General features: G+C 45.9%; 27 protein-coding genes and 1 tRNA gene. All 28 read right to left on the bottom strand.

Features of this window, described 5'->3' with window-relative positions; translation table 11 throughout:
• Positions 1–10 precede the first annotated feature (10 nt).
• A complete protein-coding gene (locus V7O64_RS12285; RefSeq protein WP_407355666.1) occupies positions 11–457 on the bottom strand; it encodes a 30S ribosomal protein S13 in 447 nt (148 codons plus the stop codon).
• A 311-nt stretch (positions 458–768) separates the two neighbouring features.
• The gene (locus V7O64_RS12280) at positions 769–1803 is read right to left on the bottom strand and encodes an MFS transporter (RefSeq protein WP_407357346.1); all 1035 of its coding nucleotides are present in this window, start codon (positions 1801–1803) and stop codon (positions 769–771) included.
• A gap of 154 nt (positions 1804–1957) precedes the next feature.
• A tRNA-Ser gene (locus V7O64_RS12275) sits at positions 1958–2044 on the bottom strand.
• Between the two features lie 7 nt (positions 2045–2051).
• Positions 2052–3053 (bottom strand): RNA-guided pseudouridylation complex pseudouridine synthase subunit Cbf5, encoded by a 1002-nt coding sequence (locus tag V7O64_RS12270; protein WP_407355665.1) that lies wholly within the window; start codon positions 3051–3053, stop codon positions 2052–2054.
• A 33-nt stretch (positions 3054–3086) separates the two neighbouring features.
• Positions 3087–3614, bottom strand: coding sequence for a (d)CMP kinase (gene cmk / locus V7O64_RS12265; RefSeq protein WP_407355664.1), 528 nt, complete (start codon positions 3612–3614; stop codon positions 3087–3089).
• A gap of 1 nt (position 3615) precedes the next feature.
• On the bottom strand, positions 3616–4236 hold the full coding sequence (locus V7O64_RS12260) for a DUF106 domain-containing protein (protein WP_407355663.1): 621 nt from the start codon (positions 4234–4236) through the stop codon (positions 3616–3618).
• A gap of 24 nt (positions 4237–4260) precedes the next feature.
• Positions 4261–4908 carry an adenylate kinase gene (locus V7O64_RS12255; RefSeq protein ID WP_407355662.1) on the bottom strand — a complete coding sequence of 216 codons (648 nt, stop codon included), beginning with the start codon at positions 4906–4908 and terminating at the stop codon, positions 4261–4263.
• 12 nt (positions 4909–4920) lie between these two features.
• Entirely contained in the window at positions 4921–6399 is a 1479-nt protein-coding gene (gene secY / locus V7O64_RS12250; RefSeq protein WP_407355661.1) for a preprotein translocase subunit SecY, read from the bottom strand.
• A 131-nt stretch (positions 6400–6530) separates the two neighbouring features.
• A complete protein-coding gene (locus V7O64_RS12245) occupies positions 6531–6974 on the bottom strand; it encodes an uL15m family ribosomal protein (protein WP_407355660.1) in 444 nt (147 codons plus the stop codon).
• A gap of 4 nt (positions 6975–6978) precedes the next feature.
• Positions 6979–7440, bottom strand: coding sequence for a 50S ribosomal protein L30 (locus V7O64_RS12240; RefSeq protein ID WP_407355659.1), 462 nt, complete (start codon positions 7438–7440; stop codon positions 6979–6981).
• Between the two features lies 1 nt (position 7441).
• Complete coding sequence (locus V7O64_RS12235) at positions 7442–8077, bottom strand: 30S ribosomal protein S5 (RefSeq protein ID WP_407355658.1); 636 nt, start codon at positions 8075–8077, stop codon at positions 7442–7444.
• A gap of 8 nt (positions 8078–8085) precedes the next feature.
• Positions 8086–8607: a 50S ribosomal protein L18 gene (locus tag V7O64_RS12230; RefSeq protein WP_407355657.1), complete on the bottom strand. Its 522-nt coding sequence runs from the start codon at positions 8605–8607 to the stop codon at positions 8086–8088.
• Positions 8608–8609: 2 nt separating this feature from the next.
• Positions 8610–9068, bottom strand: coding sequence for a 50S ribosomal protein L19e (locus tag V7O64_RS12225; protein ID WP_407355656.1), 459 nt, complete (start codon positions 9066–9068; stop codon positions 8610–8612).
• A gap of 1 nt (position 9069) precedes the next feature.
• The gene (locus tag V7O64_RS12220) at positions 9070–9459 is read right to left on the bottom strand and encodes a 50S ribosomal protein L32e (protein WP_407355655.1); all 390 of its coding nucleotides are present in this window, start codon (positions 9457–9459) and stop codon (positions 9070–9072) included.
• Positions 9460–9468: 9 nt separating this feature from the next.
• Positions 9469–10002 (bottom strand): 50S ribosomal protein L6, encoded by a 534-nt coding sequence (gene rpl6p, locus V7O64_RS12215; RefSeq protein WP_407355654.1) that lies wholly within the window; start codon positions 10000–10002, stop codon positions 9469–9471.
• A gap of 15 nt (positions 10003–10017) precedes the next feature.
• Complete coding sequence (locus V7O64_RS12210) at positions 10018–10410, bottom strand: 30S ribosomal protein S8 (protein ID WP_407355653.1); 393 nt, start codon at positions 10408–10410, stop codon at positions 10018–10020.
• 10 nt (positions 10411–10420) lie between these two features.
• Positions 10421–10573 (bottom strand): 30S ribosomal protein S14, encoded by a 153-nt coding sequence (locus tag V7O64_RS12205; protein WP_091709280.1) that lies wholly within the window; start codon positions 10571–10573, stop codon positions 10421–10423.
• Positions 10574–11071 carry a 50S ribosomal protein L5 gene (locus V7O64_RS12200; protein ID WP_407357345.1) on the bottom strand — a complete coding sequence of 166 codons (498 nt, stop codon included), beginning with the start codon at positions 11069–11071 and terminating at the stop codon, positions 10574–10576.
• A 4-nt stretch (positions 11072–11075) separates the two neighbouring features.
• Entirely contained in the window at positions 11076–11786 is a 711-nt protein-coding gene (locus tag V7O64_RS12195; RefSeq protein ID WP_407355652.1) for a 30S ribosomal protein S4e, read from the bottom strand.
• Between the two features lie 4 nt (positions 11787–11790).
• Positions 11791–12144, bottom strand: coding sequence for a 50S ribosomal protein L24 (gene rplX, locus V7O64_RS12190; protein WP_407355651.1), 354 nt, complete (start codon positions 12142–12144; stop codon positions 11791–11793).
• Between the two features lie 10 nt (positions 12145–12154).
• Positions 12155–12553: a 50S ribosomal protein L14 gene (locus tag V7O64_RS12185; RefSeq protein ID WP_407355650.1), complete on the bottom strand. Its 399-nt coding sequence runs from the start codon at positions 12551–12553 to the stop codon at positions 12155–12157.
• Complete coding sequence (locus V7O64_RS12180; RefSeq protein WP_407355649.1) at positions 12550–12879, bottom strand: 30S ribosomal protein S17; 330 nt, start codon at positions 12877–12879, stop codon at positions 12550–12552. Before V7O64_RS12180 ends, V7O64_RS12185 begins: the two co-directional genes overlap by 4 nt.
• Positions 12880–12884: 5 nt before the next feature.
• Positions 12885–13217, bottom strand: coding sequence for a ribonuclease P protein component 1 (rnp1, locus tag V7O64_RS12175; RefSeq protein WP_407355648.1), 333 nt, complete (start codon positions 13215–13217; stop codon positions 12885–12887).
• Positions 13198–13401, bottom strand: coding sequence for a 50S ribosomal protein L29 (gene rpmC, locus V7O64_RS12170; RefSeq protein ID WP_407355647.1), 204 nt, complete (start codon positions 13399–13401; stop codon positions 13198–13200). The genes rnp1 and rpmC overlap by 20 nt, the downstream gene beginning before the upstream one ends.
• Positions 13401–14327: a 30S ribosomal protein S3 gene (locus tag V7O64_RS12165; protein ID WP_407355646.1), complete on the bottom strand. Its 927-nt coding sequence runs from the start codon at positions 14325–14327 to the stop codon at positions 13401–13403. Before V7O64_RS12165 ends, rpmC begins: the two co-directional genes overlap by 1 nt.
• Positions 14327–14782, bottom strand: a complete 456-nt coding sequence (locus tag V7O64_RS12160) for a 50S ribosomal protein L22 (RefSeq protein WP_407355645.1) — start codon at positions 14780–14782, stop codon at positions 14327–14329. Before V7O64_RS12160 ends, V7O64_RS12165 begins: the two co-directional genes overlap by 1 nt.
• 9 nt (positions 14783–14791) lie before the next feature.
• Positions 14792–15205, bottom strand: coding sequence for a 30S ribosomal protein S19 (locus V7O64_RS12155; RefSeq protein WP_407355644.1), 414 nt, complete (start codon positions 15203–15205; stop codon positions 14792–14794).
• Positions 15206–15219: 14 nt separating this feature from the next.
• Positions 15220–15930: a 50S ribosomal protein L2 gene (locus tag V7O64_RS12150; protein WP_407355643.1), complete on the bottom strand. Its 711-nt coding sequence runs from the start codon at positions 15928–15930 to the stop codon at positions 15220–15222.
• Between the last annotated feature and the right edge of the window lie 5 nt (positions 15931–15935).

Here is a 15935-nt window from a genome sequence, read left to right as displayed (position 1 = left end):
AAGATCACCTTCACTTCTTCTTGCTTACGCCAATGGTTGAGCCACGTCTTCCTGTGGACTTTGTCCTCTGACCTCTGACCTTAAGGCCCCTCTCATGCCTGAGACCACGGTATGCCCTGACCTTCTTAAGATTGTTAAGATCTTCTCTGAGGGTCATCAGGATGTCCTGACCCAGGTGGTGTTTGTCTTCACCTGAAATTGGATCTGCACATCTGTTGAGCATCCATGCAGGAAGGTTCTGTTCGAAATCAGCAATAGCTGCATCGAGTTTTGCAACGTCATCATCTGAAAGATAACCGATGACCTCTTTAGGGTTGATACCCGTGTTTTCAACTATGATCCTTGAAGTCCGAAGTCCGATACCGCGAATACCTGTCAGGGCGTACATTACGGGCTGGCTGCCCTGAAGGTCAGTATTCATGATACGGACTAAATGTCTTATTTCTTCGTCTGCCATTATTAATTCCTCCTTAGGGACATTAAGTCCTGTAGCCTCGAAACATAGGTTTCGACACACCCCATTACACGGGGCAGGCAATTCTAAAGATTAATAGAATAACTCGCCTGTATATACTATTTTTCTTATTTAACATTATTCATGTTGAACAGATAGTAAAACAGGTGAGCTTTGTCTATAGGTTAATTGCATAAATACTTTCCCATGCAGGTTACCAGAAAGACACGGAGAATAAAAAAGAAAGATGAATAAAAGCTGGATAAAAACCTGCTTTAAAATTTCTTTTGTAACAAATCAGACCCTATCTTAATTTAAGCACCCTCCTGTAAAAATGATCTGTCAAGTATCCTGAATATGAAGAAACCTGCAAGGGAACAAAGAAAAGCAAATAACATCGTCTCCCTGTAACCATAAAGCTGGAGCATCATGCCACCAAGGACAGCACCCACTATGTTGCTTGCGGCTATCACGGAATTAAGGATACCGGCAGCTGTTGCTTTTTCCTCATTTTTATCCATAAGCAGCTGGTTTGCACCAACAAACATGAAAGACCAGCCGAATGCAACAAAAACCATTCCAGGAATTATCTGGATGAAACTATCAGAAAGGAAATATCCAAAAAAGGCAATTCCTGACAGGATGAAACCCCATCTTATAAGTAGTTCATTCCTGAACCTGTCCAGCCTGCGCATAATAAGGAATTGCAGTAACGGATTAATAGCATAGATTGCCCCTATCCACATTACAGATGCTCCGAGGAATGCAAGATACAGCGGTAATACAGTCCATACTGCTGCAGCACCGGACTGCCTTACAAACACGGACATGTAGGTTGCAATATTTTTCCTGAATGTTCCCAGTGAGAAGAATCCCACCTTCAAAGAAGGTCTTTCAATGTCCTTAAGTTCCAGCGCACTGGCAAATGATATACAATAGCACAGAGAAGAGAGAATGAACAGATACCTGACATCCTGAACAAGACCAGCGACCAGAAAACCTGCCATCCAGCCAAGAGAACCGAATGAACTGAACTTGCCAATACTTTCTTTTTGATAGTAGACATAAACAGTGAGTGCTGCAGGATATATACACATGCAGAAACCGACCATGGCCCGGATAACGATCAGGGAAAAAGTATCATTTGCAAAAAACTGCAATGCAAAAGCAAATGCAGACATCAGCAAACCTATGAGAACAATTGGCCTGAGCCGGTTTATATCAGCTGCCTTTCCAAATATAAAAGATGAGACAAATGATGCAAGGCTGAAACTTGCAGTTATTAAACCTACTTCAAAAAACGATGCTCCTAGAGATATGGCAAATATAGGAATGAAAATATTGGACATCACGTGGGAGGCACTTGCCAGAAACTGAATGGTGTTTAATCTCATAGTATTGTGATGAGCGCAAAAGCCTTGCGGCTATTTTAAGCTATTGAGCAGAAAAGGAGAAAACTGAAAAATCGAAACAAAATGCAACCATCTATCACATATGATATGATGGCGCCGAGGGGGGGATTCGAACTCCCGAGGGGCGGATGCCCCACAAGCTTTCCAGGCTTGCGCCCTACCGCTAGACTACCTCGGCACACTGATTACTTTGGCTTGCTGTGCCAGCCTTGCGGATAAGTGCCAGCATCCATTATTACTCTTTCGGTCGTAGCCACGATTCCATGCTCATTCTGAAGCATCTCACCGGACTCCATGAGAGATCTGCATAATGCTACAGCTTCGCCTTTTAAAGTAAAGAGACAGACTTCATCTCCTTTTTTGATATTGCCGTCAAGGCTTAATATACCGGGTACTGCAATTGCCGCACCCCGACATACCGCATCAACAGCACTGTCACGGATAATGACTTTTGGAAGATGTGAAAGACCTTCTTCCATGGGCCTGACAACCTGACGCAGGAAAGATTCATCCCCGTCATCTTTCCAGAAAACATAGGCATCCTTCAGATCCTGAAGGGTCACAAGCGTATCCTCCCGGAAAGGACCCGTTTTCGTCCTGCGAAGCTCCTGCATGTGTGCGCCACAACCCAGCGCAACACCTATGTCATGACATAATTTACGCATGTATGTGCCTGCTTCACAGCCAACCCGCATAAGGACACATCTTTCCTTTATATCGAGAATCTCAAGATAATAGATATGCCGCACCCTTACTGCACGCTTGACCGCAGAAATTATAGGTGGCATCTGAAAAAGTGGACCCTGGAACTCCTTACATACCTTACGGATCTTTTTTTCAGAAACAGCTTCATGCAAGGTCATAAGGCAGATATACTCTTTACCTGACAAACGAAGGGCTGCAACGCTTTTGGTTGCTTTGCCAAGCATTATGGGAAGCACACCCGTTACTACAGGATCAAGTGAACCGGAGTGTCCGGCCTTGTTCAGTTCAAGGATGCTCTTTACCCATGCTGTGACCTCGTGACTTGTGGGACCTGCCGGTTTGTCAAGATTGACAACACCCATCTCTATATATTGCCTGACAGGACGCTTGTAGGGAGAACAACCATATAACGGACTGGTCATGGCTTGCGCCTTGTGCACCAATTCCCGTTTATGTTCCGAGGGTAAAATATCAGGACTCATATGATCAGCCAGAAACTCCTCATTTGTCACATGTCAGAAATAAGAACAGTTATCTATTGCACAGGATATTATATCTGTTATCTGGAACTGATCCCAGATCGCCGAGTCGATAACAAGGCCATAGACAGAAAGATCATTGATATCTATTCCGTATATTGTCCGATAGCGGACAGCTTCTGAGGCTTCACGCTCTATGGTCTCCTTAAGTTTATCCTCAAAAGAACCACCTTCCCTGCTAACTATCCTCTTAACACGGACATCTGCAGAAGCCTTGAGCCATACTTTAAGGGCTTTTTCAGCCATGTGACCTGCAAGCCTGCCCTCAAGAATGATATTATCGCGTGTGGAAGCAATTTCCCTCTGACGTTCATCTATCATTTGGTCTATACTATCATCAGACTCTGCTAACGCACCAAACTCTGCAAGGTTCATCCCATACTCTTTTGCAAGAGAACGGAAAACCTCTCCTGCAGATATCATTTCCATACCATGTTTTTCAGAAAGTAACCGGGAAACGGTGGTTGTACCACTCCCCGGAAGACCGCTAATAGTCAGTAACACTTTATACTCCACCGACATCCAGAGCTTTTCTGATGAGCTGGCTTACAGCCAGTGAGGCTATGAAATACCAGAATATCCAGTATTGGAAAGGACCCCAGATCGTGTCTATCAATATTTGCTGACCCCAGAAAGGAAACACAAAAGAAGCCGCTTCATGTGCTTTAATATAATAGTAAGCCCACATGAACAGTGGCAGGGAGATTATACTGATATATGCCATTGGCTTAAACTGTTGCTTTGACATCTCCATCTGATCCTGCATCATCCTGGAGCGCTCTTCCTCCATTTTCTTCATCAGGGCCGTATTGTTTGAAAGCTGAGCTTCCCTGAATTCCTTCTGGAAAACTCTCATTTTTTCCTGCGTATTACGCATCAGATCCCAGTCGATGGTATATTTCTGAATCAGGGTAGCGTAAAGTGCAGTAATGGAAGCCATTATGAAGAGCACGATATGGAAATTCTCCGCTCCGAGGATGGTCACTACCGGGTCCATTATCAGACTCATTGCCTGCCCGAGAGAATCCCTGAACCCTTCTCCCAGTATCAGGATACCGACCATGAGAGAAATACCAAAAGCCAGGAGAAATCGATCCAGCTTTTTCTTAAATTCTTCTGTAACCAAGTGATAGCCTCTTTTGAGATGGGTTTATTTGTGTTGGTCCATTACATTGCAGATATCCCTGAATACCTCATCCACAGCACCTGCACCATTTATATTCACAAGGAGACCTTCATTGCCGTAATAGTCTATCAAAGGTTTGGTCTTCTCATTATATACAGCTAACCTCTGGAGTATGACCTCTTCCCCGTCATCGTCCCTCTGGTAGAGCCCTGAACCGCATGCATCACATACACCTTCTTTTTCCGGAGGGTTAAACATCAAATGGTAACTTTCACCGCATGAACAACTTCGCCGTCCACTGAGCCTTTTTACGAGCTCTTCATCACTTACCTCGATATTGATCACAGCATCAAGTGGTTTATTGATCTCAGCCAGGATATCAGTCAGTGCATCTGCCTGCGGAATGGTTCTCGGATAGCCATCCAGAAGATAACCCATCTCACAGTCAGGCTCTGTCAGCCTGTTCCTGATAAGTCCTATGAGAACATCATCGGGAACAAGTTCGCCTTTATCCATGTATTCCTTTGCTTTTAATCCCAGCTCCGTTGCGTCACGTACATTTGCCCTTAAGATATCCCCTGTTGAGATATGAGGGATCTTATAATGCTTTGATAATTCCTTTGCCTGGGTGCCTTTGCCGGCACCCGGTGGGCCAAATAATGCAATATTCATTGATCAACACCTTTAATCCTGTCCAAAGAAGGACCTTATCATCGGATGCATCTCCATCATCTGCTCAGAAGCAATATCCTCATACAAGCGATATACAATACTTACAGCAAGCAGAAGACCAGTTCCTCCCGCACCTCCAAGAGTACCAAGGAGACTTGCAACAAGCGTCAGGAAACCTATAAAGGCACCGCCAATGATGGTCACTTTCGGAATATACCTGATCATTACTTTTTCAATGCTTCCAACATTCCTTCTGAAACCCGGAATCTGCATACCTGAATTGAATATCTTCCTGGCAGTTGGCTTTGCACCCATTCCCGTGGTCTCTATCCAGAACAGGGCAAATATTATACCACCGACGATCAGGAAGACCGCATCAACGAACACATGCAGTCCGATCTGCCAGACAGCAGGCACAGGAGCACCCATACTTGTGAAAGATTCCCTCACAAGAGACGGGATCCAGTCGTACGGACTGTTGATGGGAGCCAGATAATACATGACACCATTGATAGGAGTAGAACCATTGAACTCTCCGAGGAAATTTATTCCCCTGCTGCTTAGCAGAAGGCCCATCATCTGGATATTGGCCTGCAGTGCCCTTACAAGGATCATTGGCAGGACTGAAGCATATATGAGTTTCACAGGGAACTTACCCCTTGCACCCCTCACCGCACTGTGTGCCAGAGGGATCTCGATACGTGTACTTTCCACATAAACTACAAGCAGGAAGATTATAACCGTACTAACCAGTGCAAGTATGCCACCTGTTATCAGCATGAACATGATACCATCACCGGAAAAGAGGAATTCCGCCTCGACATTCTGAATGATGTATATCCATTTAGGGAAGAAACCTGTTGGAAGGCCACTTGAATCACTTGTCCAGTTAAACAGACCGGTAACTATTTGCTGGGAAACCCCGGCTACAATGAAAAGACCTACGCCTGAACCTATACCCCATTTGGAAACTATCTCGTCCATGAAGAGAATAAGCACTCCGCCTATGCAGATCTGTATGAAGATAATGAACGTAATAACACCTACATCCACACCCAGGGTTGCTGCAAGACCTGCATCCGGCAGAATGAAACCACCAAATATCTGTGGTAGTGCCTCAAGCACGGTCATTACAAGGACCAGAGCCTTCTGTGAGCCCTGGAAGAACGCCTGATCTGAAGGATCTGACAGGTCTAGATTAATGACGTTAGAACCAACAAGAAGCTGGAGGACAATGGACGCAGTAACAATAGGACCGATACCCAGAAGCATCAAAGAACCTGATGCCCCGGCAAAGAATGCTCTATAGGATTCGAACAGATCGATCGAATCCGCTGACAATCCAAACAGCGGTACATTAGCAAGAGCAAAATAGAGCACAAGAATACCGAGTGTCCACATAAGTTTGTTTTTGAAATGGACGTGCCCCTCCGGACTTGCAACCGCAGGCAATTTATTGAAAATTGGTTCCAAACTATCTCTAAGACTCATTAATTCCACCCTTTGAATGGAAAATCCATGCAATTATTAGGTAAAGTACACCTACATAGATTTAAACATTAATAAATATGTACCCTTTACATTGCATAAATGTAAAATAAAATATGTAATGCCAAATGGCATTACTCAGTTATCTCGGTGCAAGAACCTCCTGCACTTTCGATCTTTTCCTTTGCACTTGCAGAGAACTCAGCTGCTGTTATCGCAAGTTTCCTGGACACTTTACCGGACCCAAGTACCTTATCGATATCAAGAACAGCAAGGTCAATGACATATGTGTCATCCTGCAATTCCGCAAAACCATCCTCTACAAGCTGGTCTGCAAGTTCATCAAGCTCCCCTACGTTTACGATAGAAGCGTCGTTTATAACTTTCAGAGGGCGCTTGAATCCCTTCTGATGGCCACGGTAATAACCGAGCAACAGTGCACGGGTTGCATGATGAGCGTTCTCACCACATCTACCCCTTCCACCGCGGTTACCTGCACCACGCCTGTTCTTGGAAGTACCGCCACCACAGGTGCGCGATCCTCTGAATTTCTTTGTGTTGGTCTTTTTAGAAGCCATGGCATTACCTCATTTTCTTCAGTAGTTTGTTGATGTCTTCACCATGGTTACCCAGAACACCGCCCTGCTGAACAGTCCTCTTCATACCAGCATGCCCCTTTCTTGGAGGGTGAAGCCTGAAGACCGGCTTGAGATCAGGAATATCTTTCAGTGTTGCATTACCATCACATATAGCCTGTGCAAGGGAACTGATAGAATCATAGTCCGTGTTCTCAGCCACATACTCATCCGTAAGTTTTACATCGCCTTCAAGTCTGCCACGGTTACTGAGCATCTCCGCAAGGGTATCAGCATCAATGACGCCATAGGCTACGTAGTCCTTTACCTTCTGGATCATTCCCGTGTTGTGAGGAGTGTCATTGAGAAGGACGCAGTGATTCACTCTGTGAAGGCGAAGCATCTTGAGGGTATCCTGAATGGTTCCCCTCACATTCACATTCCCGCGCACTCTGATCAAAGCGTACATTTTAAGCCTCCTTCTTCTCCAGATGCACAGGGACCCTTACAGTACCTGTGTTTTCCAGTGCATTGAATGTTGCTTTTGCAAAGTTCAGAGTTGTCCTTGTAGTACCTTCAGTTCTTGTCCAGACATCCTTTATACCTGCTTTCTCAAGCACTTTCCTTGCAGTGTCGCCTGCAGCAAGACCAAGGCCGCGTGGTGCCGGTTTAAGTTCTACGATGACACTGCCGGCTTTCCCGCGTACCTCAGAAGGTACAGTGTGTTCAAGTCCGCATGCACATTCCCATGAACCACATCCACGTTTTACTTTAATGATATTTATCTTGGCGTTGCTGATAGCTTTCCTGATAGCAGGTCCTACCTGAACGTCCTTTCCCTGTCCAATACCGACAAAACCATTCCCGTTACCGACAATGACCGTTGCTCTGAACTTAACACGACGTCCGGAGTCTGTCATCCTCTGAACCATGTTGATATCAAGAACCTCATCCTCAAGATCAGGTAGTAAGATATCGATTATATTGGATTCCCTGATAGGGAGACCTGATTCGATGGCCTCGTCCATGGAAGTGATCTGCCCTTCTTGAACGAGTATTCCAAGTCTTGTCTGTGGAACCCATTCCTCTTCATATTGATATGCCATATAATCACCTAATTGAACTCAGCAGAGATCTTTTCCTTTACTGCATCAAACAGTTCAGGCAGATTTGAGTCTTCCATGTACTCTGCCACATGTTCTCCTCTTACCCTCTCATCTGAAGGAAGAACAGATGAGTCATGAGGAATCTCGAATCCTGCATCTACGATGCCTTTCAAAGTTGCATACACACGAGATCCGGAGGATGATGCCTGAAGTCCTATATCAAGAACACCATACTCATATCCTTTGCTCAATGCCCGGTAACCGAACAAGAGCCCCGTGAGGTAGGCAGCTGTTGTGTTACCTGTAGATGCGTCGTATCCATACTTTTTAAGTTCTGTTGAAATTGCAGCTGAAAGGGTTACATCCCCTTCAGGCTTAGGAGCTACAAGCTGGACCTGCATGTGCCTCGAACTCTTGCGTACTACCACACGGTCCTCCTTTGAAAGGAGTAATCTGAGCCTCTGGTGGTAATCAGTACGCCCTTCTCTTCGTCGCCTGAATGCGACTTTATATCTGGGTCCTGTTGCCATGATCATTCCTCGTGTTTTATGAGCTTTTGTGACTCAAGGTGTGATTTCAGGTGAGCTACACTGCGATATTCTCCACCCTTTGCCTTGCGGTAGACCTTGCAGTAAGTTGACCTGTCCAGTGAGCCATCTTCACGCATTTGTTTAAGTTCCTTCCTGAGAGCACGGATCTTTTTCATCCACTGCTCCTTACGCGGGTTACGTGCTCCCTGCTTACCTTTTCTCTTACCGTGTCCTTTGCGGTGACCATATTTGCGTTTGGCATCCCTTATCCTTGCACGGCCACGGCTCACTCCCTTAACAGGAACTGCCTTGATACTGCCGGCCTCTACAAGCTCACGGATGTCCGCCCTGGTGATTGCCACAGCGATCTCTGCTGCAGCTTCAGGGTCCATCCAGACCCTGTTGACACCGCAATCCAATACTTCAGAAGCAATCCTTTTCTGGTTGGAAAGATCGGTCATCTTACTCACCTCTTGCAGGATTGAGGACCTTTATGGAAAGCTCTGCAGCTTTTGCCTCAATGAGTGCTTTCTTTCTTGCACCAACCTTTGCAGCTATTCTGATAGCTTCCTCCGCCGCATTCAAATTATCCAGCTGTGCAACTGTGAACACGAGGACCTCTGCATATCCGGATGGGTGCAAACCTCTTACTGCGACAGGACTTCCATATCCTACCTGGGCAAGAGCACCTTTTGCTTTAAAGTGCCTGCGCTGCTTACCCTGAAGACCTCTTGGACGTCTCCAGTTAGAATCGAGGCGCTTGTACTTGTGACTGTCTGTCCTCTTGAAATCAGGTTTTTTATGTTTCTGGATTTTCCGTACCTTAAAAAGGCGCTTAGTTCTATCATCCATTCAAATCACCTACACTATCTTCTCCACTGTATATATTCCGTCCTGGAACACACGCGGGTCGAATCTCTTGATCCTTGTTGCCTGCTCGATATTAGCTGCTGTCTGTCCGACATCCTCTTTGTTAATACCTGTAACAACTACCTCATCAGCTGTGGCCTTGACAGTGGTCCCTCCGAGGATATTTGCAGTCCTTGGCTTTTTCTCTCCGAGGAAATTGCTGATCATCAGCTTCTTTCCATCAACCTTGAGTTGCATAGGGAAGTGAGCATAGACGACCTTCATGCGATATTCGAATCCCCCGGTGACACCACGTATCATGTTATCGATATGTGATGCGAAGGTTCCAACCATTGCTTTCTGAGTCTTCTTGGTGACTGTTGAGTCCACAATGATCTCTGAGTCTGCAATCTCTATCGTGATACCCGGGTACCAGAAACTTCTTTCATCCTTGCCTTTTGGCCCTGATACTGTCAGAAGCTGACCCTGGAATGTGACAGTCACACCTTCGGGGATTGGGATTATTTTCTTTATTTCTTTTGCCATGTGACATCACATCCATCAGTACACATATGCAAGTAACTGTCCACCGACGTTATTCTCACGGGCCTCGTACTGTGACATGACACCATTAGAGGTTGTCAAGATCAATGTTCCGAAGTTCTTTGCCGGAAGGAACTGCTTTTCCCATCTTTCAAAGTCTGCAGCTCCAACAGAATAACGTGGTTTGATAGCACCACATTTATTGATCCTACCAATAAGTTCGACCTTATAAATTCCCGCCTTACCGTCCTCAATGAACTCAAAGTCACCGACATAGCCACGGTCCTGCATAACTTTCAATACAGTACCGATGAGTTTTGATGCGGGCTTGATGATACAGGAATCCTTACCAATTGCCTCTGCATTCTTTATAGTAGACAAAGCGTCAGCAAGCGGATCTAATAATACCATTTCTTTCACCTCACGTATACTTTTCAAATCCCATATCGTGGGCAACCTCACGGAAACAGTGCCTGCAAAGGTAAATACCGTATTTCCTTACAAGACCCTGTTTTCTCCCACATCTCTTGCATTCGCTTGCCCCTCTTCCAAAGCTCTTAGTGGTTTGAACCATTTATATAACCTCCACGGAGTATGTGTCTTTGAAGAAAGCAATCGTATCCTCTTTTGTGATCCTGTGAGATGTAGGAACTTTCCTCTTTACTATCCTTCTTTTGCTGATCCTGTAACCTGGGCGGTTGACAACAACATTGATATCCATACCAAAGATACCGATGTTAGGATCGTATTTCATGCCTGGGAAGTCAGTATGTTCCTCGATTCCAAAAGCAACATTCCCATATTTGTCAAACTGGGAAGATCTGAGCTTGCTCTCTACAATATCAAGTGCTGTCCTGAGGAACTCTTCTGCACGGCCTGCCCTGAGAGTTACCTTGCAACCAATTGGTTCATTTTTCTTGATACCAAAAGCAGGAAGAGTTCTTTTTGAATATGTCCTTACAACGGACTGTCCGGTAATCTCGCTAAGAATGCCTTCAGCATCAACAAGGTGCTGACCACTTTCTCCGACACCCATGTGAACAACTACCTTTTCAACTACAGGTGTTCTCATTGGATTACTCAACTACCTCACCACCTAGCTTTATTTCAGGCTCTGTTTCACCGATGACCACAACAAAATCCTCGATTGTCTCGAAATCATAGTCACCGGATATTGAGACGGTGTTATGTTTGGAGCTCTTTACAGTATTGATCTCCTTGATAGTTCCTATTTCTCCGGTATGTCTTCCACCAATGATCATTGCAAGGTTACCTACCTCATAACTGATATGCTTGACAATGTTCTTGTCAGGCAGTGAGAGGATAAGTGAATCCTTTGTCTTGTAATCGTTGGAACCCAGGAGATTAGTACCATCGTTCAGATTTAGCTGTACTGCTCCACCTTTAAGTATGGTCTTGCCATTGATCCTGCAAAGCTTGTTTGCATTGATATCTGTCAGTTTATAAACTTCTAGCCTTCCCTTGCGATCCAGCAGCATGCGGTATGCAGCATTCTCTAGAGGAATAGTGATAACATCCAAAAGGCCTACAGGGAATCTGAGATCCTTCCTGATTACACCATCAACAAGCACCTTGCCTTCGGAAAGAATACGCTTTGCCTCTGCACGGGTATCCACGATACCCAGCATATCCCTGAGGACTACGCCCAGAGGGATGCTCTGCTGCTTGTTATGTGGACCAGGTCTTGTTGATGTGACCCATTTGTTAGATTTCTTTGATACCTGCCAGCTGTTAGGGACAGATATTCTCTTCTGATGTTTGCCCACAAAATCACCTGTTATTGATTACTTCTTCTCTGCGTTTGTCCTTCATTTCAAGGGTTGTGATCATCACATTTGAAGGGTAGACAGGTCTTGCAACCTCAGTACCGTCTGCTTTTGAGACTGTGACACCCTCTACGACAATCGTTCCGTGTTTCAGGGAAATTGCCTCCACCTTACCGGAAGTTCCGGCATGGTCGCCACGCATTACCTTCACAGTATCTCCAATTATCACGTTAGCCGTTCTGCGACCGTATTTTTCACGGAGGTCCTTTGACAGGGGAGCACCCATATATTTCTGCTTGATGTGCAGAGGAGCAGTGTACCTGGCTTTTCTCTGTTTTCTTGGCTGATTTGATACCATATCACACACCTCACACGACAATAGATGATGTTGTACCTATCTTTGGGTACCTTTCTGCTGCTTCCCTTGCAACCGGACCCTTAAAGTCGGTACCTTTGGGAATACCGTCCTTGTCAACGATCACAACTGCATTATCCTCAAAGGAAACCCTCAGACCATCAGGACGGCGCAGTTCCTGCTTCTGGCGTACGACCACTGCAAGAAGGATCTGCTTTCGCATTTCCGGGGTTCCTTTCTTTACGGATACAACGCACATATCACCGACACCAGCCCGAGGATGTCTGTTCTTAACGCCCCTGTATCCTTTTACGGATATGATCTCCACTACACGTGCACCTGTGTTGTCCACACAGTCGATCCTGGCACCGGCATTGAGTGCACGGGGAACTGTGGATCTAATTCCTCTCATTCCTGTGCCTCCGCCTTAATGACCACATAGGACTTTGTCTTACTGAGAGGCCTGCATTCTGCCACTGTCACAATATCGCCCACCTTTGCATCGATGCATGGAGGATTATGTGCGTGTATCTTGGATTGCCTCTTCTCATATCTCTGATATTTCTTGATCAGCATCTCATGTTTACGCTGGATGACCACGGTCTTGTCCATCTTATCGCTTACAACAGTCCCTACAAGGACCTGTCCGCGAACAGGGAGTGTTCCATGGAAAGGACAATTGACATCGTCACACTCCTCCTGGGGAGCTGGGACATCCAATCCAATATCTTTAACCATGATTATTACCTCATGTGTATTTTTCTAATATTCTTTGTTCTGTTCTCGGGTTGTGAGAGCAGAAGGTTCCCCTTCACCATAACATACCTTCTGGCATGTTTACCGGACAGGTGGGCAGGTATCTGAAACACAAAGGTTGTTCCGTTTTTTGGAACCATTTTCTCAGTTCCGTCCTCTGTTTGAATTATCATCATATTCCTCGTTTCGTCAACCACTTTGCCGCGTATTTTTTTTAAAGCGGGGTTTGCTGCCTCTACCACTTCCACCTGCAATCCGATAAGTTCGTGGAATACCAATTTATAAGGAGTGATCTCCAAATCAGATCTCCTTCTTTTCATTCTGGATGGTCTTTATCCTGGCAATGGTTCTCCTGATCTCGCCAATCCTTCCGGGATTGTCAGGAGCACCACCAGCTGATGAAAGTGCACGCTCGCGAATGAGTTCATCCCTCATTTTCTCAAGCTCATCCATCCTCTCTTCCGGAGACATATCCCTGATCTCGTTTACTCGAAGAATTGCCATTACTTCTCCTCCTTGTGGACACGTGCAACCGGATGCCAGTAATCATAGCTTTCATGCTTATGCTGCCATACACCATCAACCAGCCTGCGCTGTTCATCTCCGAGATCTTCTACAGGAATTGAATCATCAGATTCTGCTGCCTCATCTGCGCAGGATTCGTCTTCAACTTCCTCAGCTGAAGCTTCTTCGGTGACTCCTGCCTCTTCAATATCGGCAACTTCCACTGCTTCCTCCTCATCCGCGACCTCGCCTTCTGATTCCTTGTCTACGAGTTCTGTGATGTCAGCCTTTGCAGTCTCCTTTACAACAGCTTCGACACTCTCTTCCTCTACGACCTTTCTGATATCAAAAGAGTCAGGTAATACCGCTCCCGGAGGGATGATCCTAACTTTACAGCCAAGGGTCCCCAGCTTCTTGACAGCAGTTGCGAAACCCTCATCTACGATATCATCAACAGGTTTTCCGGCGTGCTTGATATATCCATCAACGAGTTTCTCAACCCTTGACCTTGCACCTGTTAATTTACCTGAGATAACTATTTCACAGCCCAATGCACCGGAGTTCATAATCGCCCTGAGGGTATTATGACCGGCTTTCCTGAAGTACCAGCCCCTCTCTATAGAAGAAGCAAGACGTGTAGCCATCATCTGGGCGTTAAGTTCCGGCTTTTTAACTTCCTGTGCATCGATCTGGGGGTTATCTATGTTATACATCCTGTCGATGTCACGGGTAAGCTTACGGATGACCTTACCTGCCTTACCAATGACCATACCCGGCTTTTCAGCATAGACGGTTATCTGTGTACCCATCGGGGTACGGTTGATCTCCATTCCGCCGTATCCGGCTTTGCTGAGCTGTTTTGCGAAATATTCGTTCATTGAGGCCTTTACATAGCCTTCCTGAACGAACTTCTTCTCTATTGCCATTAACGCACCTCGTTCAAAATAATCTCGACATTCACAGTGTCTGTGTTCTTCGGACTGCCACGCCCGCGTGCCCTTGGCCTCATACCATGGATCACACGTCCACGTTTTGCAGCAACATGTGCGATGTACATACGCTCAGAGTCAAGCCCCTTGTATTCAGCATTGTTCCTGGCATTCTCCAAGATCTTGAGGAACGCCTCAGCAACTTTTACAGGGTACCGGCCGTTTGCCATCGGACCTTTCCTATGTCCGGAACCATCGCAGTGCCTCTTGAAAGGAACTGCCTGTTTCATGGTTACGACATCTTCAAGGTATTTCTGAGCTACGCTGGTACGCATGCCTTTGATCGCCTTGCCAAGTTCGCGTGACTTTTTCGGGGAGATATGAAGTTCAGCACCCATTGCCTTTGAACTTGCCTTTGGGTCCATTTCTATAGAATATCCGATTCTTGCCATGATCTCACCTTACTTAAGTGGCACGAACTTGCTCGAACGGGTAGCTCCTACACCAGCGCTTCCGTGGGAAACTTTTGGCCTTGTAGGGGAGAATTCTCCAAACCTGTGTCCGATCATTTCGGGCTGGATCTCAAATGCCACAAATGACTTGCCATTATATACTTCTACATTTTTGCCGACCATTTCAGGGAATATGATAATATCCCTGTAGTGGGTCCTCAGATTGTCCTTTCCATCCCTGAGCTGTTGAACGACGTTCTTCCTGCCTTCTGTGTAGCCCCTCCTGAGAGTACGGCGCTCACGTGCAGGCAACATACTTATGAACTCATCAATACCCAGAGCCTGGAGTTCTGCTACCGTCTTTCCACGGTATGTATATTCACCTTTTCGTTTTGGTAATCTTGATGATGATTTCTTTGCCATGTATTAACCTCCGGTTAACGCTTTCCGGTCCTGCGTGCTGCGATCTGACCTACCTTACGACCTGGAGGTGCATTCCTACCCACGGTTGTTGGCTTACCAGGATGCTTGCGGTTACCTCCACCAAACGGATGGTCTATGGTATTCATAGCAATACCTGATACCCGGGGATATTTTGCAGCTCTTGTCTTCATCTTGTGATACTTCTTACCTGCCTTAAGGAAAGGCCTGTCAACCCTGCCACCACCTGCAACGATACCTATAGTTGCACGGCATTTGGGGTTTAACCACTTCATCTCGCCTGATGGCAACTGAACAACTGTCTTACCGCGGTCATGTGATATGACCGTTGCATATACACCTGAAGCACGTGCGAATTGGCCGCCATCATTTGGCCTGGACTCGATGTTGCATACGGGAATACCTTCCGGGATCTCTGCCAGGGGCAGGATGTTACCGGGTTTTATCTCCGCAGATATGCCACATGCTATCTTTTCGCCTACTGCTATACCTTCTGGTGCTATGATCAGGCGTTCTTCGCCATTATCAAATGAAACTTTTACGATTGGAGCCGAACGGGCAGGATCATGAGTGATCCCGATCACGGTACCATAAACAGTGCCCTCATCAACACGGGGATGTTTAAGGCAGGCTTTGTACCTGTGTGAAGGTGCCCTGTAAGTAGGAGTTCCACGACCCCTGTTCTGTGATATGATTCTTTTGGTCATCTATA

The sequence above is a fragment of the Methanolobus sp. WCC5 genome (genome assembly GCF_045690325.1).
Lineage (GTDB): Archaea > Halobacteriota > Methanosarcinia > Methanosarcinales > Methanosarcinaceae > Methanolobus.
This window is presented reverse-complemented; position numbering and strand designations above follow the sequence as displayed.